Source organism: Rhizobium gallicum bv. gallicum R602sp (genome assembly GCF_000816845.1).
In the GTDB taxonomy this organism is placed as follows: Bacteria; Pseudomonadota; Alphaproteobacteria; order Rhizobiales; family Rhizobiaceae; genus Rhizobium; species Rhizobium gallicum.
In genome coordinates, this window is the sequence record NZ_CP006877.1 from 3,068,015 (window position 1) to 3,091,637 (window position 23,623).

A 23,623-nucleotide genomic window follows, 5' to 3' on the forward strand; every position below is an offset into this window, starting at 1 on the left:
GCCGACTTCTTACCAGATGTCGGTCAAGGGACGTCTATTTTCATCGGATGTTTGCGGATCGGCGGCTCGACGTATGCGCCCGGCTCGTTGACATTTCGCGCCAGCAATCTGGCAGCAATGCTTTCGGCAGCAGCCTCCGCTCCCTCTTTCGAATAGAAGTTCCCGCGAACCTGCACGGTGGCTGCGAGCAATCGCATGAACGCGTCAAGAAGCTTTGCCGATGGGGGTTGTGGATCCTGCCAGAAAAGGTCGATTGACTTCGGATCCGTCAGTCCTTCGATATCATAGATCGTAACTCCGAGCGTCTTAACAGGCTTGCCTGCCTGCAATGCTGAAAGTGCAGCTGTCGAATTGACGGTGACCATGCCCCGGCTTGCAACGATCAGCGCCGAGAGATCACCGCCGTCGATAACCTGCACGCGGCCGGACAAGCCGAGCGACAGGGCGGTGGCGTTCACATAGTCGTCCCAGTCGATAAGGCCGTTGTCGAGCGGATGCACTTTGACGAGTAGTTTCGCATCTTGCGATGCGTGCTCGGCAAATGAGCGCAGAATAAAACGGATGGCATCCCGCTGGCTGTGGAACGGCGAATGGGCGCGCAACTGATAATCGGTCGCAATCTGCAGGGGATAGACAAAGAACGCTGCGTTGTCGGAAGACAGCCGGCCAACTTTGATATTCGCCTCGCGAGCCCTTTTGCGGCCAGTTGCGAGCCTCCTCAGCCAGCCGGCATATTCTGCGAGCGGATGAAACAGCCCGTGCCGCCGGTAATGCGGATAAAAAAGCGAGAAGAACACGGTCGGCAGGTAATAAAGTAAATCGGCGATCGCTTCCGAGAGGAAAGTATGACTGTAACGCCTGTTCCAATCCGGCTCCGGCAGGCCCTCCGCAGCCGCAAGTATATGACCCGGATCAACGGGAAAACGCGAGTTGGACGAAAGGCCCTCGCGCTCGATGGTCACCCAATCAGGCCTCAAATGCCCCATCTCGATGGTGTAGATCGAAACGCCCATTGCGCGGGCTTCGGCGATCGCAGCACGGTGGTAGGGTCTCTCCTCTCCGTGGACGATAAGGTCGGTGATCTTGCGGTCCGCGATAAGATGACGGACATAGCCCGGCCAAGCGGCGAAAGGACCGCGATAGTTCAAGGCACCTCGCCTGCGCCAGAATAGCCAATCTCCGCTATTGAGGTTGACGCGAAGGCACGCGCAGCCGGCTGCCTCAAGACGGTCCGCGATTTTGCAATAGAGGATGGACGATGGCCCCTGGAGAAATAGGAAGACGCGTTTCGCCTTCTCCTCTGATGGGGCCGACACAATCATTCCGCCGGCAACTCTTTGCTAAGACCAGCAAAGCGCAGCAGCGTTCCGAGCAGGTTCCACGGCGCTTCTTCCCGGGGCGGGACGGGACGCTGCGAATGCGAGCGAGCGCGGCCGAGCGGCACGATCACGTAATCGGTGCGCGGGTCCGGAAACGGATCGGCAAAAGCTTTCAAGAGCGGCGCATGATCGCCGTAGAAGAGCAACCAGACTGGCCGGTCCAGCGTGTCGAGATGATGGGCCAGGTTCCCAAGCGCATGATCGGCGCGGCGAAGGAGCTCGGAATAGATCTCCACAGGATCGGTTAGATCACCGACGCGACCGGCTTCCCAGGGGCCATGGTTGGCCATTGAGGCGACGAACAGGAAATTCTTGATATCCGGATCCTTTTCGATCTCGCGGATGACGCTCTTCGTCAGCGCCTGATCGCTAACATAAGGGCCGTCGCGCTCCGGATTATGATCGAATTCGTCGAGCATCATCATGTGATCGAAGCCGAGCTGCGGCATTGCCTTATGACGCAGGAAGAAGGTGCGATCGTAGGGATGAATGAACTGCGTCTTCCAGCCGGCATCCTTCAGCTTATTCGGCCAGACGACATCCGTGTACTGGCTTGCGCTCAGATAGGGATAGCTCGCATCGATATGCACGTCGTCCGGCTGAAGGCCGCTTAAGATTGCAAATTCGGTGCGAAGCGTATAGCCGCCTTCGAAAACGCTTGTCATACGGCCCCACTGCGCCGCCCGCTTTCGCAGTCGATCAAGATTGGGAAGCTTTAAATCTTTGACCTCGAAATGACGAAGGTCGATGAACGATTCCGACTGCCAGACGACGATGAGAGGCGGTTCGTTATCGCCGTCCGGATCCCAAAGATCGTGCAGCGCCGACTTCAGCATGACCGACAGCTCGTGCACGATCTTCTCGCGGCGGCGGCCGAGCCATATGATGAAATGAAGAACGACAGATGTGAACGTACCGAAACGGACCGTATTCTTCTTGATATCGATCGGTCCAACCAGCTGCTGCGTGGCCCGCGAGACCGGCCCGTTCACAGGGCCGTAGAAAAGCGCCAGCCACGGACCGAAGGCAACGGCAAGTCCGACCAGGGCCCAGAACCCCTGTGCGCTGGCAGGCAAAATATGCGGCTCGAAATAGAAATAGAGCCCGGTCACGCCGAAGACGTAAAGGAAAGAGAATATCCAGAAGAAGATGTTCAGGGAGGTCGCGTAGAAGATCTCCTTGTATTTGAAAACATCGACGACGAGCGCGATGTCGGAGAAAATCAGCGGCTCTCGGATGAACTTGAACTTCGCGCGCGAAATCCCGGTGAAAATCACAAAGAAACTCATCGTCGCCTGCATGGCGTAGATCGGCCGCCACGTTACCGAAAAGAAACCCGCAAAGACCAGAGCGATAACCGGAAGGCGTGCGGCAAGATCGAGCGCATAGCGTGAGGGTGTTCGCTCGACGTTGTTCTGACGATAGACGGCAGACGGCATCGCGAACCAGTCCGTTGCATAGACGAAGATGCACGTCAGGGCAAAGCAGGAGGCAACCAATAGAAAGGGGACGTCATGTAAGCGCAAAGGAACCATCGATTTTCTTTTACCGGCAACAAATGCCAAATCCGATTAAAGCTTGGGCGTGTCAATGCCCGATGATATCCCTGTCTTCAAATGCACAGTCGATGACCTTGCATGCGTTTCCCTTGCGCCACGCTTCAACCGAGATCGGTACCAGAGCGAAAGCAGCGGCTTGATGAACGGCCCCAGATAGGCAAGCGCCATGAGGGACGGCGTGAAGTGAATCTTCGAGCGTTTTCGGTCGATACCGGCGATAATGCGCTGTGCAATTGCTTCTGCCGTCCAGGGCTTCACCTTGCCCATCAGAACCTCGGCCTGCCATGGCCGCATCGTCATTTCACGCTGATACTGGGGTGTCAGCGTGTCCGGCGGAAAGCAGATGGAGACGCGAATTCCCGTTCCGACGGCTTCCGCCTGTATGGCTTCCGCAAAGCCTTTGAGGGCCGATTTAGAGGCGCAGTAGGCCGCATAACCGTGAAGGCCAATCAATGCGGCACCCGACGAGACCACCATGATGGTGCCCTGCCCTCTCGCCTTCATGCTGTGATAGACGGCACGGGCGGCATTTGCGGTGCCCAGGAGATTTGTGGATATCTGCTGGTCGAAGGCCGCAGCTGAAAGAGCATCGAAGGCGGCCGGCTCGACAATGCCGGCAGAGGCGATCAGCACATCGCAGGGGCCGTTTGCCGTTTCACAGGCTTTGACCGCAAATGCCAGGTCCTCATGCTTGGAAACATCAGCCGAAACGGCAAAAGTGCTTCCGCCTTTCGATACAGCCTGGACGTCTAAAACCGCCTGGTCGAGGCGTGCCGCATCACGTGCGATCAGTGAAACCCGCTCGCCTCTGGCGGCGTAAGCCTTTGCGACTGCTAATCCGATGCCGCTTGAACCGCCGGTTACGATGACATGCATTGCATCGTCCTGCCTTAAGGCTTGCCCGCCATCTGGTTCATCGGCAGGAGCTTCATTACCTGTTCGAAGTCGATCGAACCTAGGCCGAAATTGCGGTCCTGTAAATCTTTCAGCCGCTTTGCGGTCACAGTGACGGCATGGCTGATCTGCTCATCCGTGTGATTGCAGGTGATAAAGAAACGCAGCCGCGCCATACCTTCTGGAACTGCCGGATGGATGATCGGCAGCGCGTTTACGCCCTCTTCGAGAAGATCGTTGGAAAGCTGCACGGCGCGAACGGAATCCCCAACGATCACCGGAACAACGGAATATCCCGTCGCGAGGCCGGTATCGAGACCGGCTTCCTTCGCAAGCTTGAGGAAGAGCGCGCCGTTGCGCCGCAACCGGGCGGTACGCTCCGGCTCTTTCGTCAATATTTCCAGGCCGGTCAATGCCGCAGCCGCCAGTACCGGCGCCAGGCCGACGCTATAGACGAACCCGCCGGCTTCCGCCTTCAAGACGTCCGCCAAAGCCTGGCTTCCGGCTATATAACCGCCGCAACTCGATGTGGTCTTTGAAAGCGTTCCCATCCAGATGTCGACGTCATGTGGATCGATGCCGTAATGTTCGAAGCTGCCGCGGCCGGCTTGTCCAAGCACGCCGAGAGCGTGCGCCTCATCGACCATCAGCCAGAAGCCGTAACGCGACCTCAGCTCGACCAGTGCCGGCAGGTCGGCGATATCGCCATCCATCGAGTAGACGCCTTCGACGATCACCAGGATACGCCGGAAGTCGGAGGACAGAGACTTCAGAACGGATTCGAGGTTCTCGACATCATTGTGCTTGAAGAGACGGCGCGTCGCGCCCGATTGCTTGATCCCGGCAAGCGCGCTGTTATGGATGAACTCGTCATGGATCACGAGATCCTGCGGGCCCATCAGACAGCTGATCGCAGCAACATTGGTCAGATAGCCGCTGACGAAGCAGACTGCAGCGTCAACGCCGTAGACTTTGGCAAGCGCATGTTCAAGTTCGACATGCACGGGCCGCTCTCCGGCAACCAGCCGGCTTGCCGACGCAGAAATGCCAAAGCGATCTATCGCCTCTTTTGCCCGCTGGTTGACGAGCGGGTCGGTATTGGTTGCGAGGTAGTCATAAGAGGCAAAGTTTGTGAACTCCCGGCCGGACATAACAGTCGTTGCACCTGCCGCCTTGTCATGAGACCGGTAGAAGGGGTTGCCGATGCCAGCCATCTGCGCCCCGATTTTCTGGGTCATCACCCGCTGGTATTCCGGCAGTTCGTCGAATCGTGTCACCTGGCGAACCGGCGGCTGGGGGTGGCGGTTCATCCGGGCTGCCCGGTTTCTGCCGGACGACTCGTTGGCGTGCCGCATCTGATCGAGCAGTCCCGTTTTCCGGTCCTGCGCCTTCCCGTCTGGATTATCCGTCATTTCACATTGCCGCTTTCTGAACCGTGCCAGAATGACTCTGGATCAGCTGGCTGACAACCTGCTCGGCTTCGCCTGCTCCCTCGTTTCCACCACTACGGCTGGCCACGCGCTCCCGAAGACGAGCCACAACATCGCCGATGGTCGTGCCATCGCTGATACCACTCAGCGGTATGTCGAAGCCGGTCTTCTGTTGGAAGCTCATACCGAGTTCCATCGCCATCAGGCTGTCGAGCCCGATATCCTTCAGCACTTTTTCCGGTGTGATACCATCTTCGGTGATACGCAGGATCGCTGCGATTTCGACAGCGACCAGCTTATGGAGAAGGGCCTGCGCTTCATCTGCAGACTTGCCGGCGATCATCGCCTCAAGATCGATGGTTTCGTTGTCATTGGTCGCCTGGTTGCTTCCTGCCTGGCGCATGATCGTCTCGAAGAGCGACTTTCCGGCAATTGGTAGAAGGCGCGCCGCGCTCCAGTCGACCTCGGCGATCATGACAGTCGCACCCTCGATGCGGCCCTGATCGGCAAGCATGTAGCGCTCGACCTGCTCCAGCGCATCGCCCGCTTTCAAAGCCGACTTGCCGATGCGCTTCGAAAGCACCTCGTTCACCTCGGCGTTACGTGCCAGGTAGCCCTTGTCGGCAATCGCGCCGAAGCCTACCGCCAGGCCGGCAAGTCCGGCTGCGCGGCGTTGGCGCGCCAGACCTTCGAGGTAGCCGTTGGCTGCGACATAGTTCGCCTGGCCCGGATTGCCGAGCATCGTCGTCGCGGACGAGAACAGCAGGAAGAGATCGAGATCGTCATCTGCCGTCAGCCGGTGAAGGATGTCTGCGCCCTTGACCTTGACGTTCACGACGGGCCGGTTGCGTTCTGCCGTGAGGTTCGAAAGCAGGGCATCGTCAAGCACCATGGCTGCATGGACGATGCCCTTCAGCGGCGCCTTGGTGCGCAATTCGTCAAGCAGGGCGGCGACCGCCTTCTCCTCGGTAATGTCGCAAGCATGCACGCTTGCCGTGACGCCCTTCTTTGTCCATTCGGTGATCGCCTTGCGGGTCTCGTCGTCGGCAACGCCCTTGCGCGAACAAAGCGCGATCTTCCGGGCGCCTTTCGAAACCAACCAGTTTGCAGTTGCAAGACCGAAGCCGCCGATGCCTCCTGCCACAAGGAAGATGCCATCGGAATCGAAGTGAAGCGCCTTGCCGGGTGCCGGAAGAACTTTATCCTTGCCGATGACCGGGGGACGGACGACGATCTTGCCAATGTGGCCGGCATTCTGCATGAGACGGAATGCGCTGCTGATCTCGTCATAACCGAAAGCGCGATAAGGGATCGGCACCAGCTTTCCGGCGGAGAACAACTCTCCGATTTCGGTGAATATCCGCTTCGTGAGTTCCGGCACATTGACGAGCAGCTGGTCGGCATCGATCCCGAAATAGCTGATATTGCGGCGGAAAGGCCGAAGCCCGATCTTGCGGTCGGAATAATAGTCGCGCTTTCCAAGTTCAAGGAAGCGCCCGAACGGCTTCACGAGCTCGAGGCTGCGCTCCATGGCTTCGGAGAAGAGCGAATTGAGAACGAGATCGACACCGGCACCATCGGTAATCCGGCGAATATCGGTCACGAAGTCGAGCGAGCGCGAATCGAAGATATGATCGGCGCCGAGCGTTTCCAGGAAGCGACGCTTCTCAAGCGTTCCCGCCGTGGCAATGACCGTTGCGCCCTTCAGCTTTGCGATCTGCAGGGCAGCCAGGCCGACACCGCCTGCGGCACCATGGATCAGGATCGTCTCGCCGGGCTGAATGCGGCCGAGCTCGACCATGGCATAATAGGCCGTGAGGAACGCGACCGGCACGGTTGCTGCGGCGACCGTATCCATCCGTTCGGGTAGCCTGGTGACACCATCCTGGCGAACCCTCACATGCGTGGAGAAGGCGGCCGGGCCGATGCCCATCACCTTGTCGCCACGCCTCAGATCACTGACGCCCATGCCCGTTTCGACAACACGTCCGGCAAACTCCATGCCGATCGTGGCGCCAGCAAAGCCGTCCTCCAGTGCTTCTTCGGGGAGCAGGCCCATGGCCCACATGACATCGCGGAAGTTGAGACCCGTTGCCTCGACGGCAACGACGATCTCACCGTCGGCAACAGACGGTACGTCACAAGCTTCCCAGGCAACACTGTCGAGGCGTCCGGCCGAATGCTGGCGGATCGTGGCAGCGGCATAACCGCCGGTCATCCGGGCAGAGGACGCTGAAGGCCCGGTAACAGCGCGAAGTTCACGGACCTCGCCGGTTGCCTCGTCGAGCATCCATTCGCGGTTTGCCCCATGTGATGCGAAGATCGAATTCACGATGCCGGAAATACGCCTATCGCCGGGTTCCGCATCGAGCATGTGGACGTCCAGGAATTCATACTCGTTCTGCAGGACGCGGGCAAAGGCCCAAAGCCCTGAGTTTGGGCCGTCGGTTCCATCACCGGAAAGCGGCGAGCCGCCGGGCGCGATGAGAAGAAGCTGCGGACGGCTGTTTGCGGCAGCCTCGCCGGACTGCATGTAGGCGGCAAGCGCTTCGGCAAAAGATGCAAATGCGACGAGCCGATCCTGTGACAGCTTCGATGGGTCTTGCTTCGATGCGCGCTGGGCATAATAGACCGCACGCACCGGCTGGCCCGCAAATTTGGAGAACGCTTCAGCATAAGCCGGCTTCGGCTCGTCCGCCGCAACGGATATTGTTGCTAGCCCCCCGAAGTCCGAGGCGTGGCTTGAGCCTTCGCCGATCACAAATAGCGGGCCATTAACGGCTTCGGCGGCCAGGGGTTTTTCGTTGACCGCCTTAGGCTGCGCGATCAGCGAAACGAGCCTGCCTTCCGGATACTCGGCTTCGTCGACCTTTGCGTCCGCAAATCCGAGCGAATGCGCAAGATCCTCAATCTGACGGGCGGTTCCGAGCTTTCCGATCGGAAATTCCGGAGACTGGCTGCCTGCAAACCAGACGTCCGACAGGCCGAATACGAAGTCGTTGAAAGCGGAAGGCGCACGATCGGCAAGGACGAGCGTCGCACCGTGAGCAGCTGCCTTGCGCACGACAGCCTGGAGCGCCTCGTCGCTGGAAAGATACTGCTGGCTCTGATCCCCCGCAACGACAACCAGATCGGCCGCGGCCTGATCGCCGAGCTTATCGGGGTCTGCGACAATGACATGCGCGCTGTCTTCGAAAGCGAGTTCCAGCGTACGCCGGATATTTTCACGCGGGTCGGCAATGACGAGCAAAGCGCCGTGTTCGGCTGCCGCCAGGGCAAGCTTGCGGCTGAAGGCGGCCGAGATCGACCCAACTTCCAGAATTCGACGGATACCGCCATTCTTCGCCTTCAGCACACCATCGACCATGCCGCTTACGACGGAAAGGCGGTGCAAGCTCAAGGGCGAATGGACGAGAACATGCTCCAGCGTCGCTTCGCTGACCGACTTCGAAGAAGCAATGTCCTTGCCCTGCTTGAGGGCTGCGATTTTCTCGAGAGCATCGCGATGCGCATCGTTGATGAGGACGGCTTCCGCGATGCGGCCGGCATCTTCACCATAGAGTTCTCGCAGAACCTCTTGGACCGGAGGCAGCGTGAATTCAGTCGCAACGGTCCATTTTCCATCATCGGAAGAGGCAATGCCCGCATCTTCAAGGCTGAAGAGGCAGCTGGAGAGGAAGGATCTGAATGCGGCATCGCCGGGAAGGCTGCCAATCGTAATCGAACCATCCCTTGCCGCGAGCGCAAGCGCGATCTCGTGGCATGCGCGATAGACGGCGGCGTCGAGCAGAAGGGTTGCGTTATTCAGCGCAACGTCCGGGGCGCTGGCAATGACCGGAAGCGCATGAATGTCGGATGTCGCGGCAAAAAACGCGGACGGGACGCTCTCATAGTGAAAGGCGACGGAATCCAGCGTGTGGTGACGCCTCAGATACGTCCGGCGGAAGCGGCAATCGTCGAATGCCGCAACCTGTGTGCCCGCGTCGTCGAACATCCGGAAACGCACCTTGATCGAATTCTGGCTGAACCGTTCGATCCCGATCGTCGCCTTGACGACTGGCCGTTCGGAACGCCTGACGCGAACGGAGCCGAAGCGCACAGGGATATAGGGCGCGCCTGCCTGATCGCCGGATAGCTGATCGAAAAGCGCCACCAGACCGTGAAACGCTGCATCGACCGACATCGGATTCAGATTGTAGCTCAGGTAAGGGTGTGCAGCCTTTTTTGCTGTCTTAAGATCGACCTCTATCAGACCGTGCCCGAAAGCGACCGCCTTCGACAACAGCCTGAAATGCGGACCATATTGCAGGCCGAAGCGCTCAGCTGTCTCATATGTCTTTTCGGCCGTCAGAACCGATTTGACTTCGCCGGCGACGGGGGCTGCGCGCTCGTCGGCCACGGCATCGATCGTCTTGCGCACCCGGGCTACGGCATGAACGGTCCAGTCGTCATTGCTCAGCCGTTCACGCGAGCGGATTTCGATGTTGCCGGTTTCGGGAGAAAGGACCGTCGAAAGTTCGGCGATACGATCTTGCCGCAATTCCAGTGGCCGCACGATCTCCAGATTTCCGAGTTCGACCTCGTCCGTATCATAATATTGCTGTGCAGCCGTTACGGCGATCTCGATGAAGCCGCTGCCAGGCATGATCGCCTTTGAATCCACGACATGCTCTGCAAGGTCTGGCAGCAGGTTGGCGTCAACATGGTTCTTCCAGCTCGATGCGTTCGGATCGGTTCGCCAGCCGAGCAGCGTATAAGGCACACGCTGATCGCGGCCGAAGATGTCGATCTCGTCGCTCGTCGGGTGCGGACGCAATTCGACTTTCTCGAACGGCAGCGGAGGAAGTTGAATGAAGGCGTTGCGACCGGCGGCGTTGCGTGAACGAAGCGGCGATACGCCATGAGCCACGGCACGCGCGAAGGACTGCGCGACCGGATCGCGCCCGGTTCCGCTTTCACGCGCAAGCGTCGGGATTACGGCCGCTTGATGCGAGATGTTCTTGGCGATGTCCGTCACATAGTTCGAAAGAATCGGGCGCGGCGAGATTTCGATGAAAAGGTTGCAACCCATTTCCATCGCGGCTTCACAAGCGTCCTTGAACAGCACCGGATCACGCACGTTGCGCCACCAATAAGCCGTGTCCAGCGTCTGCCCATCAGCGTGGCGGCCCGTGACGGTGGAAATGAATATGCCGGTGCCGGCATCTGGCTCGAGATCCGGCAGATCGTCGAAGAATGCATCCTTCGCCCGATCGATGATCGGATGATGGAACGGATAGTTAATATCGAGCACATGCGCCACGATCTGCGCCTTGCGGGCGGCGTCGCGGAAGGCCTGAACCTCTTCTGATGGGCCGGAAATCGTCACTGAATTCGGCGCGTTGATGGCTGCAATGCAGATATTGTCGAAGCCATTCGCATGTGCGAAAGCAAGCGCGGCATCCGCGGTCATGACGACGGCTGCCATCTTGCCTTCGCCGGCGAGCAGGTCCTGATGCTGCGAGCGTTTGGCAACGATCGCCACAGCTTCCGCGGCCGTCAGCACCTTGGCCGCGTAGGCAGCGGCAATTTCGCCGACTGAGTGACCAAGAACCGCATCGGGTCGCAGGCCCTGCGCCGAAAGACAGTCGGTCAACGCTGCCTGCACCGCAAACAGCATCGGCTGAGCAATCTTGGTGTCCGCGAGCCGCTCCGGCAGATCCTTGGAAAAGAGCAGATCGGTCAGCTTTTCGCCGAGATAATATTCAAAGAGCGCGCTGAAGGACTGGAAGCATTGGCGGAAGTGCGCGTTTTCGCGATACGCGTCCACCCCCATGCCCGGCCATTGCGAGCCGTTTCCAGCAAAGACAAATGCAACCCGCACGCCTTGACCAGGAACCTCACCATGCTCGCCAGCCGTCGGCTCGCCTGCCAGATGAGCGCTGATTGCCGCCAACACTCCGTCGCTGTCCTTCGCTTTGACAGCAAAACGGTGGCGCATTGCCTCACGGTTCGCCACCGCCGAAGCGACAAGCTGGCGCGCCTCTCTGGTTTCGGCCTGCTCCAGACGCTGCTTATAGTCATCAAGCAGGCCCTCAAGCGCCGTGGCGCTATGGGCGCTTGCCATGAAGATGACCCGATCACCCTTTGCTTGCGGCTCAGGCGGTGCGACAGGATCCGGATCGCTGATCACGACATGGGCGTTCGTGCCGCCAAAGCCGAATGAGTTTACGCCTGCAAAGCGCGGGGTTTTGGCAGGCATCAGCTCGATCGGAGAGGTGTTGACGCGAACGTTCAGATCCTCGAAATCGATGTCTTCGTTGGTCCGCTCGATATGAAGTGTTGCCGGCAGGAAATTGTTTTCAAGAGCAATGACTGCCTTTAGGAGACCGAAGAGGCCGGAGGCTGGTTCGGTATGACCGATATTCGATTTGATGGAGCCGATCGGAACTGGCGCCCGGCGGTTCTTGCCGATGACGCTGCCGATGGCCCAGACTTCAGCGGGGTCGCCGACGCGCGTGCCGGTACCATGGCCTTCGATGAAGGCGATGCGATTCACATCGATATTGGCGCCTTCGTAAACCGACTTGAGGAGGGCAGCCTGCGCCTCCCGCGACGGCAGGGAAATGCCATTGGTACGGCCTGAAGAATTGACGCCGGTTGCATGAAGACGGGCGTAGCTGCGGTCCCTTTCGCGCAGAGCCTTGTCTGTGCGGCGAAGCACCAGCACGACGCCCCCTTCGGCGCGCACATAGCCATGACCGTTCGTGTCATAGGCTCGGCACAGGCCTTCGGGTGACAGCATACGCGCTTGCGCAAAGCCGACAAAGGAAAGCGGATGAGCCAAAAGATTGATCCCGCCCACGATTGCCGTATCGATGTCCCCGCGATCAAGCGCGCGGACGGCCTGGTCGAGCGCCACCAGCGACGACGAACAGGCCGTGTCGATCGTCATGCTTGGGCCGCGCAGCCCAAAGATATGCGAGATACGGTTCGAAACGATCGAAAGCGTGTTGCCCGTCATGAAATAGGGGCTGCCGGTCGCCGGATCCTCGACGGCCAGGTTGCCGTTATCGAGGCTAGATGCACCGACATAGACGCCCACCTGCTCGCCACTTAAGGAAGCAGCAGGAAGATTGGCGTCCTCAAGCGCACGCCAGACAAGGCTCAGCAAAATCCGCTGCTGCGGATCCATCTGCATCGCTTCGCGCTGGGAAAGGCCGAAAACAGCCGGATCGAAATGATAGACGTCCGATAGAACGCCGGCGGCGAACGTGTAGGTCTTGCCCTGGATGCCTTGATGCGGGTGCCAGTAGCGGGCGAGCTGCCAGCGCTCAGCCGGGATTTCGCTGACGGTGCACTTCCCGTCCTCGAGGATTTGCCGCAGTTCATCCACTGAAGAAGCGCCTGGAGCAACGCTTGCGCGCCCAATAATCTCAATCGTCATGTTCACCCGGTGTCGTTATGGCAGTAGTCGGCAGAGGGCGGATATCAATGCCAGCTAAAGTTCACATCATAAAAGATACGGCTTGTCACCCGAAAAAATCGCATCTGTGGTTGTATTCCCATAACTTTCAATAACAACCGTAACCGATTGTAAACAAAGGAAGGAGCGCCATCATTTCCTGATGGAGCCCCTTCCAAAAGAATAGCTACAATCAGCAACTAGATCTAATTGTTCATGTTGTTGTAAATTCCAGCGCTCTGCGCGGCAATGCCGACCGGTTGCCCGACAATTCCGAGGAACATACGAATGTCGACGGCAGGATGGCGCGAGATGTAGATAACATCGCGATTCTTGACCGGGAACGTCTGTCCGACAATCAAGCTATCCGGATGACTCATGTCGAAACGATAGACAATCGGATAGCGGCCAACGCTGTCCGGCGCCAATCCCTTGTTCAGGAGCTCATGGAACCGCTTGGTGCCAAGCAGGCTCATGACGACATCAGGCTCTTCGTAGCGGAACAGGAAGTAGCCTTTTGCGTCAGTCGCCAGATCGTTGCCGCCTCGACCAAGTGCGACCGCCTCAAGCAGATTGAGATCGTTCGCACCGAAATTGATACGTGCGTTCAGATTGGCGGAGCCAAGGATTGTAAACGTCCGCGGGTCCTTCGACACGAAAATCCGGTCGCCGGGCTGGACGTAAATGTCTTCCGAGGGATTTTCGATGATCGACTTCAGAAGCGCCGTTCCGGTTTTCTTGCCGCGGACGAGCGTGACATAGGCCTCGTACGGCTGTGCCTGCGACCCCCCTGCCTTGGCAAGCACCTCGGTGATCTTTTCGCTGACGAGGCTCAGCGGCACCTGGGACGGCTTGCCGACCTCACCAGAAACCGTGACATTTCGGGATGCGGTGCTCACGCTCGTCACAATGACGTCCGGCTCGACGGCCTTGTTCGCCAGTGACGCAAGAATTGCCTTACGGGCTTCTTCAAGAGTCTTTCCCTCAAACTGGACCGATCCTGCATAGGGAATTGCGGCCATACCATCCGGCTGCACTACAATATCGAGGTTCGTCTGCTTCGATTCCGTCGTCGAGAAGAGCCCGTCGCTGCCGGCTTCGAAGATTGTTACCTTCAGGTGATCCCCGACGCCGATCACCACGCGACCCACGCCACCGCCAATACCGAAACGGCGATTGAGAGCTGTCGCCACATAATTAGAGACGAGAGTGGCAGAACGGCTGTCCACGTCGACGATGTCAAATACGGCAGCATTCCGGCGGCCGACTTCTGCAGCGGATCGCCCAGCATCCTTGTTAATTGTATCGGCAAGTGGCCCCTGCGCAGGCAACCCCTGGCACCCCGCCAAGGCAAGGCAGATCAACACAATACTCGATCGAACCAATTGATTTCCCTCGATATCGGCGATGACATTCTTCCTGCCTGTCACAACCGACCTATTTGCAAAAGATTCTAATTGGCACCTGCAAAGCACACTGAACGTCTCACAACAAGCCAATTGGCGGACCGATCCCTAAAAAAATCACAGCTGCGTTATCAATGCCATAGTGCAGTAAGGGCTCTACAATGGTCCCGCAAGCGCCCCAGCAAACTATCTACAATTTGAGTTAAAGGCGCTTAAACAGCGGCGACACGTTTGTCAGATTTATCGATCCGCGATACCGACATCGACACCACGCGACTTCTGCACGCTGGAACTCTACGTGTTCGGCGTTACGAGTTTGGCGGGCTCAGAACTCCCGCGAAGTCCCTCTTGGGAGGGAATATCATCTTCCCGATTGCGCGGTAAGTCGGATTCTTAAGGCTCAGAAAGTATCCAACTGGATCTTTGTCATATTTTTTTATGTCTTTGGAGTTGCCCAGCAATTGAATGAAAGGACGAACAACTGGTACCAATCGCCGACGCAAGGGGCTGATTTCGCTTTTCCTGCCGCGGGCCATGGCGTCCATTATTGCCGCGCGGCCACCGTATGAATAAAATAGTGGGGCATCGAGTGAAACACCTCCAGGCTGCTCCCCAAAATGGATCGGTTCATTAGTTAGCCCACGAATTTCCGAGAAGACTGTCCTTCGAGATAGTCTGCGTAAAGATCCGTCCGCCTTTGTCTTTTCGATATATTCCGTCGCTCCGAACGAATAGAAGTCATTGACGAGGTACTTGACGAAACGCAAACGTGTCTCGGCGTCACTGCTCAGTTCCTGTTGCGCGAGTTGGATCAAGTGGCCGCACGACGTTGCTGTATGTGTGAAACCCTCATGGTCATAGAATGCTCTGCCGCAGCAGATTACTGGCTTACCCAGAGTAGCGGCGATCAATCCTGTGCCGGAATTGATGACAACGACCTTATCTGAAAGATCAATGAGATCGCGTATATGAGCGTCATCTGGCGCAAAGATGATGTTTTCGATCTCGGGCCGTTCGGTTTCAAGAGGATGCTTCTTCGCGACGACGACATACCTGCGTGAATCAACGGCACTTGCCATCGCTGCAACCCAAGAATTGAAACCTGCGGCGCTTTCGCATTGGCCAGAGAAGTAGATGGTGGCCGTATCCGAGGGCCGCTGCAGAGCGACAAAGATCACCTTCCTGTCGCCCAGTTGAAGGGATTGGCGCAAGTGATCAGCTCCCACGGACGCACCGTTTTTCTCGAGCGTTTCCTCGTTGAGGCGCAAACGGTCGATCCATTCAAGAGTGCGTTCACGGTCATCGTCACTTAATGGTGTGTCCCAGTACTGACGCGAGTAGGATTCGCTTTCGCCTAGAAAGCCTCTGGTGTCGAAAAACCAACTATTGTTGTAAGCGCCGCGATCATAGGCGATATATCGGATGCTGGCGTCCTTTAAGGCGCGATAAAGCGATAGGCGATGTTCATTTCCGTAGGGATTAAGAAAGAATACGCGGGTGAATCCTTCGTGGCTGACGAAGTCGACCAAAGCGTCCGCATTCGCAAAATTCTCTTCTGGGATGCAGCTATAGCGGCCGAAGGCTGGAAATGCGTGTCTGAGCGATAACGCGGGAGATGTGCGCGGTTTCACGAGGACCAGAGTGTATTCGTTGGATGTCAGATCCTCGAGGGGTTGGATTACCGTCGCGCCTCTGTCGTAGTCATGCATGGCCTTTGAAACGCGCATCTGGTTGTTTGTTCCAACATACCCTACATCCTTCCGTCTCGGATGCCATAAATGGGAAATAACGGTTCCTCGCTGGAACACGTCGATGCCATACAGTGCGTAATAGGCTCTGAACCCTTCGTAGTTCAGGATCGAGTTGTTTTTGGTGTTCTTGTAGTACTCGCGCGTTCGAGGACCGCGGTTGAAATATGAAGTCAGCCTGTGCATCAGTTCGAAGTCTTCAGCGCCGTGTCCGGTGAAGCTTCGATCGTGTCCGCCGACCGCCAGCAAATGGAGGCGGTTCGCTACGATCGCTGAAATTGCAAAGGTGTGGTGCTCATAGACTGCCTTGTCGTTGCGCATGATACCATCGTGTACTTGCATATCGGCAAACTCGCCGTCTCCCGACTCATGCAGTGAAAGGTATCGCTGCGTGAAGTCTTCAGTCAGGTATGCGCCTGGCAGCGCGAAGAATGCGTATGCGTTGTCGAACATCCCGCGCAACCTGGCCTCGGCGATAACGCGGTTGTATCCCTGGGGTGATAGGAGGAAATCAATATCGTGGTAGATCACAAGTGGCGTCGTCGCATGCTGCGTGCCTATGTCGCGCGCATGTCCGATGCTGAACGGCTCCCGTCCGGTTTCCACTCGGATGAGTCTCGCATTCGTCCGGGCGGCCACATCGGCAAGTTCGGCCTTTCGCTCGTCAGGCGTGCCGTAGTCTACGATCAGGACTTCGTAAGACTCCGGCAAAGTTGCAATGATTCGAAGAATGCGCTCAGGCTCATCGTAGAGCTTATCCTTGGATAATCGGACAGGAATTATTGCCGTAATAAGGCGGTGTTGAAAAATACTCATCTGAGCTTCCCCGGACGCAATCAGGTCGATATGATCTCCTGAGTTACCAAAGGGGGATTGTAATGGGAAGTGCAGAAGTTGTGTCGAGGCCGGAATATGTTGAGCATTTGGGTATAAAAATATCTGTGCCCGAAGCGACGGTTTCCGACACTGTTTTGAAATTCATGAAAGAAGGCCGATATGAATCTCGCGAGGGTAAAATCCTCAACCAGATCATTGAGGACGGAGAGCGCATTCTGGAATTGGGTGGCGGGATTGGCTTCATCTCAGCTATCGCTGGGAAGAATCCGAAGACGGCTGCCGTGCGCACGTATGAGGCGAATCCAAACCTTGCAAGTGTCATCGCGACCACCCACCAACTGAACTCAGTCAAGAATGTCGACGTGAAAACTGGCGTCTTGGTCCGTGAGGCTCGGCAATCAATCATCCCGTTTTATCTTCGAAAAGATTTCTGGGGGTCGTCCCTTGCCAAAAGGGAAGGCGAGACGAATGCCAAAGAGGTCATGGTCCCGGTCTACGAACTTTCGTGGGTTCTAGGAGAGTTCCGCCCGACTATGATCGTATGCGATATCGAAGGCGGTGAGGCTGACCTGTTCGACGGCCGGTCCCTGCCTGGGGTTAAGAAGGTCCTGATCGAGTTGCATCAGCCAATGATTGGACCGAAGGGTATGAAAGCTATCTTCGACGGATTCTCACAATCGGGTTTCTACTATGATCAGGACTTTTCCGCAGGTGGCGTCGTTCTGTTCAGGCGGCTTGAGCCCTAAACGCCAGTGGTTGTACGAGCAAGTTCAACGGCGCCCCTGAATCTCAAGCCGTTCCCAATCGTCGTAGGTTGGGTGCGGTGGTGGGTATCGATTTTGAAGCACCGAAGGCAGGCGGGATGCCGTTTTGCCATCTTTAGGATTGTAGAAAGTAGTACTGCTCGGTGCGGTGACGTGGACTGTGTTCCCACGTCACACCAGTTTTGACGACCCTTGCCGGGTTCCCCACCGCGACGCAATTGCTTGGAATTGGTTTGGTGACGACGCTCCTCGCGCCAACAACCGTCGCGTTTCCGACTTCTGCGCCCTTAAGTAGAAGAACGTCATCAGCAATCCACACATGGCTTCCTATCGCGATCGATTGTGACGGATTTAATCGCTGCCGCGAAACGGCATCATAGATTGGATGCCCGTCTGTCGTTCGGATGCTGATGTTGGAGCCGAGGAGGCAATCATCACCAATCTCGATGGAGGTGCTTTCAACCGCCCTCATGCTGACATTCGATGTTACGTTCAAAGAATTGCCGATACTAATGAAGCTTTCGTATCCGATGATAATTGAGCCGCTAATACGGCAGTTGTTACCGATCGTAAGTCGGGAATTTCGCCCCAGAATAATATCGCATTTCGCAAGGGTAACACCTTCTCCAATGTGCACGGACGAACCAAACTCATTAAAGACTATTTTGCCGCCTCTCAGGACCGACGTGGAAGCTGCATCAACAATGTTGTTGTTCTCGTCTGCATAAGCGGCGAGTTCAACAAGTTCGACTGGCATAACAGATTCTCCGTACGGCGCATTATGCGAGCAATGCAGAGGCAATGAACGGCTGTCAAGACTTTGATAATAGGATCTTGAAAGCGCTCGGCGGACGCAGTTTCGTACGCATCCGAGGAGGGCCGCCTTGCTGAGAAGTGAGGCGAACTGGATGTTCTGTCTATATGGACGTCAATATAGACAGTGTGAGAACCGTGGATTTAACGATAGAGAAGCGGCCGCAAGTTAGCCGTATGGAGATTGTCGATAGCGGGCGGCGTCGCCGTTTCAGCAACGAGGCCAAACTTGCGATCGTGGCGGAGAGTTATTCTGCCCCGCGTCTGGTCACGGCAACAGCACGTCGCCATGGGATCACACGCTTTCAGTTGAACGACTGGCGTAAAGCAGCTCGCGAGGGACGGCTCGGCAATGGCCGGGGGAGTGAAGGGTTTATTCCTGCAGTGTTGGTCCCGGAGCCAGGCATGCCGGTCGTTGCGCCGACCAATTCTTCGACGGCACAAAGTGGGCTTATGGAGGTTGTCAGCGCCAATGGTCGCCGTGTGATCGTGGGACGCGATGTCGACGTTGAAGCGCTGCTTCGGATCCTGCGGGACTGGAGGCGCTGCGGTGAATCCGTTTCCGATGGGAACAGGGGTCAAGGTCTGGCTTTCGACGGGGTATACGGACATGCGCTGTGGCTTTCCCTCTCTGGCGCTTCGGGTGCAGGAGGTTCTGAAGCATGATCCGTTGTCAGGGCATCTCTTCGTCTTCAGGGGCCGCAGATCGGATATTTTGAAGATCATTTGGCATGATGGTCTGGGCGCCTGCCTTTTTACCCGGCGGCTGGAGAAGGGCCGGTTTATCTGGCCGAATATGGAGGGCGGCGCGGTAGCGATCTCACCGGCACAATTGTCTTATTTGTTGTCCGGGATCGACTGGCGCAATCCGCAGGAAACCTGGCGTCCGACACGGGTCGGATAGCATTATTGCATTGAAAATATTGAGTGAATCTGATCGGATGGCTTCATGACTTCGAAGCCTGTGGATCTTCCTGCGGACCTTGCGAGCGCCTATCTGGCGCTGCTTTCCGAGCGTGAGATGTTACAGGCTGAACGTGATGTCGTTGTTGCCGAGCGCGATACCGTCGTCGCCGAGCGGGACATTGCGGTGGCGCAAGCCAATGCGCAGGCCATGCTGTCGGACAGTGAGGCCTTGATTGCCAGTCTGGAGCTGGCGATCGAAAAGCTGAAGCGCGAACTGCGCGGCCGGCGATCCGAGCGCACGGCGCGCCTGATCGACCAGATGGAATTGCAGCTCGAAGAACTGGTGATGGCGGCGACGGAGGATGAAGCCGCAGCGCAGGCGGCTGCCGCCAAGACCTCGAGCGTACGTTCGTTCACGCGCAAACGGCCGGTACGAAAGCCGTGGCCGGAGGATATCGAGCGCGAGCGCGTGGTGATCGATCCCCCAGTCACCTGTGCATGCTGCGGCGGGTCGCGCCTGTCGAAACTGGGCGAGGACGTCACTGAGACGCTCGAGGAGGTTCCGCGTCGGTTCAAAGTGATCGAGACGGTGCGGGAGAAATTTACCTGCCGTGACTGCGAGGCGATCAGCCAGCCGCCGGCGCCGTTCCATGCCACGCCGCGCGGCTTCATCGGTCCTCATCTGCTGGCGACGATCCTCTTTGACAAGTTTGGAATGCATAGCCCTCTCAACCGCCAGAGCACCCGGTTCAAATGCGAGGGCATCGAGCTTTCGACCTCGACGCTGGCCGACCAGGTCGGGTATGGAACGGCCGCGCTCCTGCCGATCTTTGATCTGATCGAGGCGCATGTCTTCGCGGCCGAGCGCCTTTTTGGCGACGACACCACCATTCCCATTCAGGCCAAAGACAAATGCACGACCGGGCGAATATGGACCTACGTGTGCGATGACCGGCCCTACGGCGGAGCGGCAGCGCCGGCGGCCATATACTATGCGTCGAGCGACCGCCGCGGCGAGCATCCGCAGAAGCACCTGGCCGGGTATGGCGGCATTCTGCAGAGTGATTGTTACAATGGCTTCGAGCCGCTCAGTGTCGCGGAAAAGAAGGTGGTGCCGATCACCTTCGCCTTTTGTCATGCGCATGCGCGGCGCAAATTCTTTGAACTGGCCGACATCCAGAAAAATGCCCGCGACCGCAAACGCAAAGGCAAGCCGATCTCGCCGATCGCATTGGAGGCCGTCCAACGGTACGATGCGTTGTTTGAGATCGAGCGCCAGATCAATGGATTGAGCGCCGAAGAACGACTGGCCGCGCGGCAGGAAAAGAGCAAGCCGCTGTTCGATGACATGCACGAGTGGCTGAAACGGGAGCGCGCCACGCTCAGCAAATCGTCCGAGGTGATCGAGCCGATCGATTACATGCTGAAGCGATGGGATGGTTTTGCCCGTTTCCTGGAAGATGGCCGGATTTGTCTCACGAACAATGCCGCCGAGCGCGCTCTGAGAGGTATTGCGAGACGTGTTTCATTATGCACCCCTTCGTTAAGTGTATGTAAACATTGGAAGCGTGTCCGCGTCCACATCGCGCAACGGGCGACCTTTCCGGGCAATCGCCGCTTTGACCGGCTCGGACGTCAAATCGGCGGCCCGGATTTGATAGGGCGCTCGCGGAACAACCTGGACCGCAGGAAGAACGCCTGTGGAAACAAGGCGTCGTACCAGATAGCTTGAGACGCCCAACGCTTTGGCGACCTCTGCTTGCGTGAGCCATTCGCCATTTTTATCGGCTGAACGGTAGGCATCGATGCCACGCACGTAACGAACAGAACGGACCCGATGGGCTGTCCATGTCTTTCCCTGGCCGGTGGGAAAGCCCATTCGGTTGAGTGTGGCGGCGATATGCTCGTCTGACCAGCGGCCAGCCATGCCGCGTATGACTTCCAGTGCATCTTCGGCTGTCGCGCTGCCGTGTTCGCCAGACTGTGGCTTACGAACACGCGCAACTCCGAATGCTGACCACCTTTCCAATGAATGGTGAGGACAACGTGCGCGCATGGTTACATCGGGAGCATTCCAGGCTGCCGACAGGTTCTCTGCGAGGTTGGAAAAGGCATTGGGATCAACGACGTGGCGCCGATCGTGCCGCCATCATGCTCTCCGTCATCACGACTTGCCGTCTCAACGACGTCGATCCAAAGGCGTGGCTCGCCGATGTGTTTGCCCGCATCGCCGATCTTCCTGTCTCCCGCCTGCACGAACTGCTGCCTTGGCAATGGAAGACACACAAAGGGACGGCTATTGCGGCGGCCGCGTAAACAGCTCCCGGAACAACGCTTCCGAACGCTCCAAGCCTTCATCGGTCAGGATCAATGACTTCGACTTGTTGACTGGGTCGCCGATCATGCCCTTCTTGTGAAGCCGATCCGTCGTTGCCCAGTCGAAACCCTTCCAGGCACAACGCTCGTTATGCAGCGTCAGCCATAACAGCGCCAAAACGGCATCGTCGACCTTGTCCTCATCGATCTCCATGAACCGACATTACCACGCGCGGCACCCAAAATCCCGCGGCCCTGCTCGGATGGATACGCAGTTTCTCGCTGCGACGATGTATCGCCGCTTCAGTTGTGGTGTATGGCGGCGTGCCACGTTAAGACGACAGAAATTCACCGGAGAGCTAGGGAATGGAATGGTAGGCATACGCTGCGAGAGTCATGATAACAGTGATCGGCGCTTTAGGCGTACTTTCCGCGTTGTCGCTTTGGGCGGTAATCCATTACAGTATCTAACCGAGCGATTTCGGATTTCACTAATACTCGCCCGTCACGTCCTCTTTCCCAAGATCAGAGAAATACACATGTAGGCAAACCGGCGAACAAATCCACACATACTTCTAAGCACTGAGGGCCGGGCCGTAATCGTTTGCACGCCCGGTTTGCGGACCTGCACTACTCCTCCGTTGCTGGAGTGATTGCATGACTTGGGTTGAACGCGGAGATTTCCGAATTCGGTGAGACGTAAGCCGCTCTCATTTTCCCCAACAACTCGATTGCCCGTTCGATGTCGATATATTCTTTGGCAACCGGATCAAAATATTTTGGGTAGAGAACGTAGGCACCGGCAAAGAGTTGCTCGACCGTCAGTTTCCGTTTCCTTCTGTCCGTCGGTTGGCGATCGTCAGTCAATCCCCATCCCGAATAAAAGGGGCATCCTAGCGTAGTGACCTTGAGTCCTCGCAAGAGAGCTTCAAAGCCCGCAAGTGATGTGATTGTGTAAACGTGGTCAATGGTCCGAAAGCTGCTGGCGAGGCTTATATCCTGTTCTAAAACCGTGCATATACCGCGAACCGAGTTTGGATCCGACATAGCTTCGGCAGTTCCCTGAAGGACCTCTGGATGCGGCTTGTAGATAATTTGCGCTCCGGGATTTTCCCGATATGCGAGCCGGACAAGGTCATTGTTGCTGTGCTTTTCCCGTGATCCGTAGGCGATGGAAGCATCGCGTTCCACCTGCCCGATAACAAGAATGCGCTTTCGGGTTTTGGGGCCATAAATCTCCTCGATCTGGGCGTCTGCACTCGAGTTGTATTTGCTCAGCCCGGCGCTCAACAGTTGCTCTATCAGTGCTTGCGCTCGACGCATCAGATCCGCGTTGCCATCAAAGTCGAAGGTCGACAAAATTGCTTCCAAATCAGTCGGGCCATTGGCATTGAAATACATATCCTGCCGATCGAATGCCAAAGACATTGGAGGTATTTGCAAAGCTCCAAGCGATACCGAACGAATGAAGCCGTCTTCGACATAATGAAATGGAATGTTATTGGACGCGCAAAAGTTTTTCAGCTGAGGTAGGCCCTTGTACTGCCACGCCATGACTTCGGCCCGCCGGTCACTTAGGATGCGCCATTTCCAGTTGATATCAAATTCGATGGGCCAGAGCCCGGTCGGCGCAAAGATGATCTCCTTGTCCGGAAACCAGTCATACATGAAAGCCTTCCAAGCGGCGAATCCGAAAAGAAAGAGCGGCGGGTTGCCCCGCTTCGGAAGCGGCCGACTTGCAATGCCACCAATGATCCTGAATGGCGTTTTTGCTGCTTCAGCTAAGATCGTCGTTGTTTTAACCAATCGCCTATTCCAGTTTCTAGGGTACAGAATCGTTTCTTAAATTGCGATGCTTCTGCGAAAGCCTGCAAGCGGGTAATGCACCCAAGGCTCAATGACAAGAATTCCGCGACAGAGATGTCAACATATCAAGTCGCGAGATGACCTTGCCAGTCTGACAGTATGATCCGAATCAAGTACCTGGCTGCAGAGGCGCGTGTCCGACATCTGAGCGTAATCCGAGACCGAAGATTGTCTGACATTGCGTGTGGAGTTGCATGCCGTAAGGAAAGCGCAACAAAGGAACACCTCAACAAATCCCCTCATTCGTCGCTCCTCTCTCCG

General features: G+C 57.1%; 12 protein-coding genes and 4 pseudogenes. 5 read left to right on the forward strand and 11 right to left on the reverse strand.

Features of this window, described 5'->3' with window-relative positions:
* Positions 1–23: 23 nt before the first annotated feature.
* The 7 genes from RGR602_RS15115 to RGR602_RS15145 all read right to left on the reverse strand — a co-directional run bounded on the left by RGR602_RS15115 (position 24) and on the right by RGR602_RS15145 (position 16,676).
* Positions 24–1,322, reverse strand: coding sequence for a capsule biosynthesis protein (locus RGR602_RS15115; RefSeq protein ID WP_039845783.1), 1,299 nt, complete (start codon positions 1,320–1,322; stop codon positions 24–26).
* Positions 1,319–2,944 (reverse strand): LTA synthase family protein, encoded by a 1,626-nt coding sequence (locus tag RGR602_RS15120; protein WP_039845784.1) that lies wholly within the window; start codon positions 2,942–2,944, stop codon positions 1,319–1,321. The genes RGR602_RS15115 and RGR602_RS15120 overlap by 4 nt, the downstream gene beginning before the upstream one ends.
* A 6-nt stretch (positions 2,945–2,950) precedes the next feature.
* Positions 2,951–3,814 (reverse strand): SDR family NAD(P)-dependent oxidoreductase, encoded by an 864-nt coding sequence (locus tag RGR602_RS15125; RefSeq protein WP_063855992.1) that lies wholly within the window; start codon positions 3,812–3,814, stop codon positions 2,951–2,953.
* A 14-nt stretch (positions 3,815–3,828) separates the two neighbouring features.
* Positions 3,829–5,244 carry an aminotransferase class I/II-fold pyridoxal phosphate-dependent enzyme gene (locus tag RGR602_RS15130; RefSeq protein WP_039845785.1) on the reverse strand — a complete coding sequence of 472 codons (1,416 nt, stop codon included), beginning with the start codon at positions 5,242–5,244 and terminating at the stop codon, positions 3,829–3,831.
* A gap of 1 nt (position 5,245) precedes the next feature.
* A complete protein-coding gene (locus RGR602_RS15135) occupies positions 5,246–12,688 on the reverse strand; it encodes a type I polyketide synthase (RefSeq protein WP_039845786.1) in 7,443 nt (2,480 codons plus the stop codon).
* Positions 12,689–12,912: 224 nt separating this feature from the next.
* Positions 12,913–14,091 carry a polysaccharide biosynthesis/export family protein gene (locus tag RGR602_RS15140; RefSeq protein ID WP_039846915.1) on the reverse strand — a complete coding sequence of 393 codons (1,179 nt, stop codon included), beginning with the start codon at positions 14,089–14,091 and terminating at the stop codon, positions 12,913–12,915.
* A gap of 329 nt (positions 14,092–14,420) precedes the next feature.
* A complete protein-coding gene (locus RGR602_RS15145) occupies positions 14,421–16,676 on the reverse strand; it encodes a capsular polysaccharide export protein, LipB/KpsS family (protein WP_052451584.1) in 2,256 nt (751 codons plus the stop codon).
* A 62-nt stretch (positions 16,677–16,738) separates the two neighbouring features.
* On the opposite strand from RGR602_RS15145, the gene RGR602_RS15150 reads away from it, so the two are divergent.
* A complete protein-coding gene (locus RGR602_RS15150) occupies positions 16,739–17,443 on the forward strand; it encodes an FkbM family methyltransferase (RefSeq protein WP_039845787.1) in 705 nt (234 codons plus the stop codon).
* Positions 17,444–17,576: 133 nt separating this feature from the next.
* On the opposite strand, the gene RGR602_RS34900 is transcribed toward RGR602_RS15150, so the two are convergent.
* Positions 17,577–18,218, reverse strand: a complete 642-nt coding sequence (locus RGR602_RS34900; protein WP_052451585.1) for an acyltransferase — start codon at positions 18,216–18,218, stop codon at positions 17,577–17,579.
* Positions 18,219–18,382: 164 nt separating this feature from the next.
* Here RGR602_RS34900 and tnpA point away from each other — a divergent pair.
* From tnpA to tnpC, 3 genes and pseudogenes are all read left to right on the forward strand, one after another.
* Positions 18,383–18,828 (forward strand): annotated as a pseudogene (gene tnpA, locus RGR602_RS35670) (IS66-like element accessory protein TnpA).
* Complete coding sequence (tnpB, locus tag RGR602_RS15160) at positions 18,825–19,178, forward strand: IS66 family insertion sequence element accessory protein TnpB (protein ID WP_037436657.1); 354 nt, start codon at positions 18,825–18,827, stop codon at positions 19,176–19,178. Before tnpA ends, tnpB begins: the two are co-directional and overlap by 4 nt.
* A 45-nt stretch (positions 19,179–19,223) precedes the next feature.
* Positions 19,224–20,696: pseudogene (gene tnpC, locus RGR602_RS15165) on the forward strand (IS66 family transposase); the annotation flags it as partial.
* A 27-nt stretch (positions 20,697–20,723) separates the two neighbouring features.
* On the opposite strand, the pseudogene RGR602_RS40010 reads toward tnpC, so the two are convergent.
* Positions 20,724–21,305, reverse strand: a pseudogene (locus tag RGR602_RS40010) (helix-turn-helix domain-containing protein); the annotation flags it as partial.
* Here RGR602_RS40010 and RGR602_RS37215 point away from each other — a divergent pair.
* Positions 21,305–21,496 (forward strand): annotated as a pseudogene (locus RGR602_RS37215) (transposase domain-containing protein); the annotation flags it as partial. The pseudogenes RGR602_RS40010 and RGR602_RS37215 sit on opposite strands and share 1 nt — an antisense overlap.
* Here RGR602_RS37215 and RGR602_RS15175 read toward each other — a convergent pair.
* Complete coding sequence (locus RGR602_RS15175) at positions 21,477–21,710, reverse strand: DUF6429 family protein (RefSeq protein WP_039845789.1); 234 nt, start codon at positions 21,708–21,710, stop codon at positions 21,477–21,479. The pseudogene RGR602_RS37215 and the gene RGR602_RS15175 sit on opposite strands and share 20 nt — an antisense overlap.
* 416 nt (positions 21,711–22,126) lie before the next feature.
* On the reverse strand, positions 22,127–23,164 hold the full coding sequence (locus tag RGR602_RS15180; protein ID WP_052451652.1) for a capsular polysaccharide export protein, LipB/KpsS family: 1,038 nt from the start codon (positions 23,162–23,164) through the stop codon (positions 22,127–22,129).
* Positions 23,165–23,623 lie beyond the last annotated feature (459 nt).

Bases quoted from the DNA above. Each gene is read 5' to 3' on its own strand.
- RGR602_RS15125 (WP_063855992.1), bottom strand. From the start codon at position 3,814: ATGCATGTCATCGTAACCGGCGGTTCAAGCGGCATCGGATTAGCAGTC.
- RGR602_RS15135 (WP_039845786.1), bottom strand. From the start codon at position 12,688: ATGACGATTGAGATTATTGGGCGCGCAAGCGTTGCTCCAGGCGCTTCT.
- RGR602_RS34900 (WP_052451585.1), bottom strand. From the start codon at position 18,218: ATGCCAGTCGAACTTGTTGAACTCGCCGCTTATGCAGACGAGAACAAC.
- RGR602_RS15180 (WP_052451652.1), bottom strand. From the start codon at position 23,164: ATGTATGACTGGTTTCCGGACAAGGAGATCATCTTTGCGCCGACCGGG.
- RGR602_RS15145 (WP_052451584.1), bottom strand. From the start codon at position 16,676: ATGAGTATTTTTCAACACCGCCTTATTACGGCAATAATTCCTGTCCGA.
- RGR602_RS15115 (WP_039845783.1), bottom strand. From the start codon at position 1,322: ATGATTGTGTCGGCCCCATCAGAGGAGAAGGCGAAACGCGTCTTCCTA.
- RGR602_RS15175 (WP_039845789.1), bottom strand. From the start codon at position 21,710: ATGGAGATCGATGAGGACAAGGTCGACGATGCCGTTTTGGCGCTGTTA.
- RGR602_RS15150 (WP_039845787.1), top strand. From the start codon at position 16,739: ATGGGAAGTGCAGAAGTTGTGTCGAGGCCGGAATATGTTGAGCATTTG.
- RGR602_RS15130 (WP_039845785.1), bottom strand. From the start codon at position 5,244: ATGACGGATAATCCAGACGGGAAGGCGCAGGACCGGAAAACGGGACTG.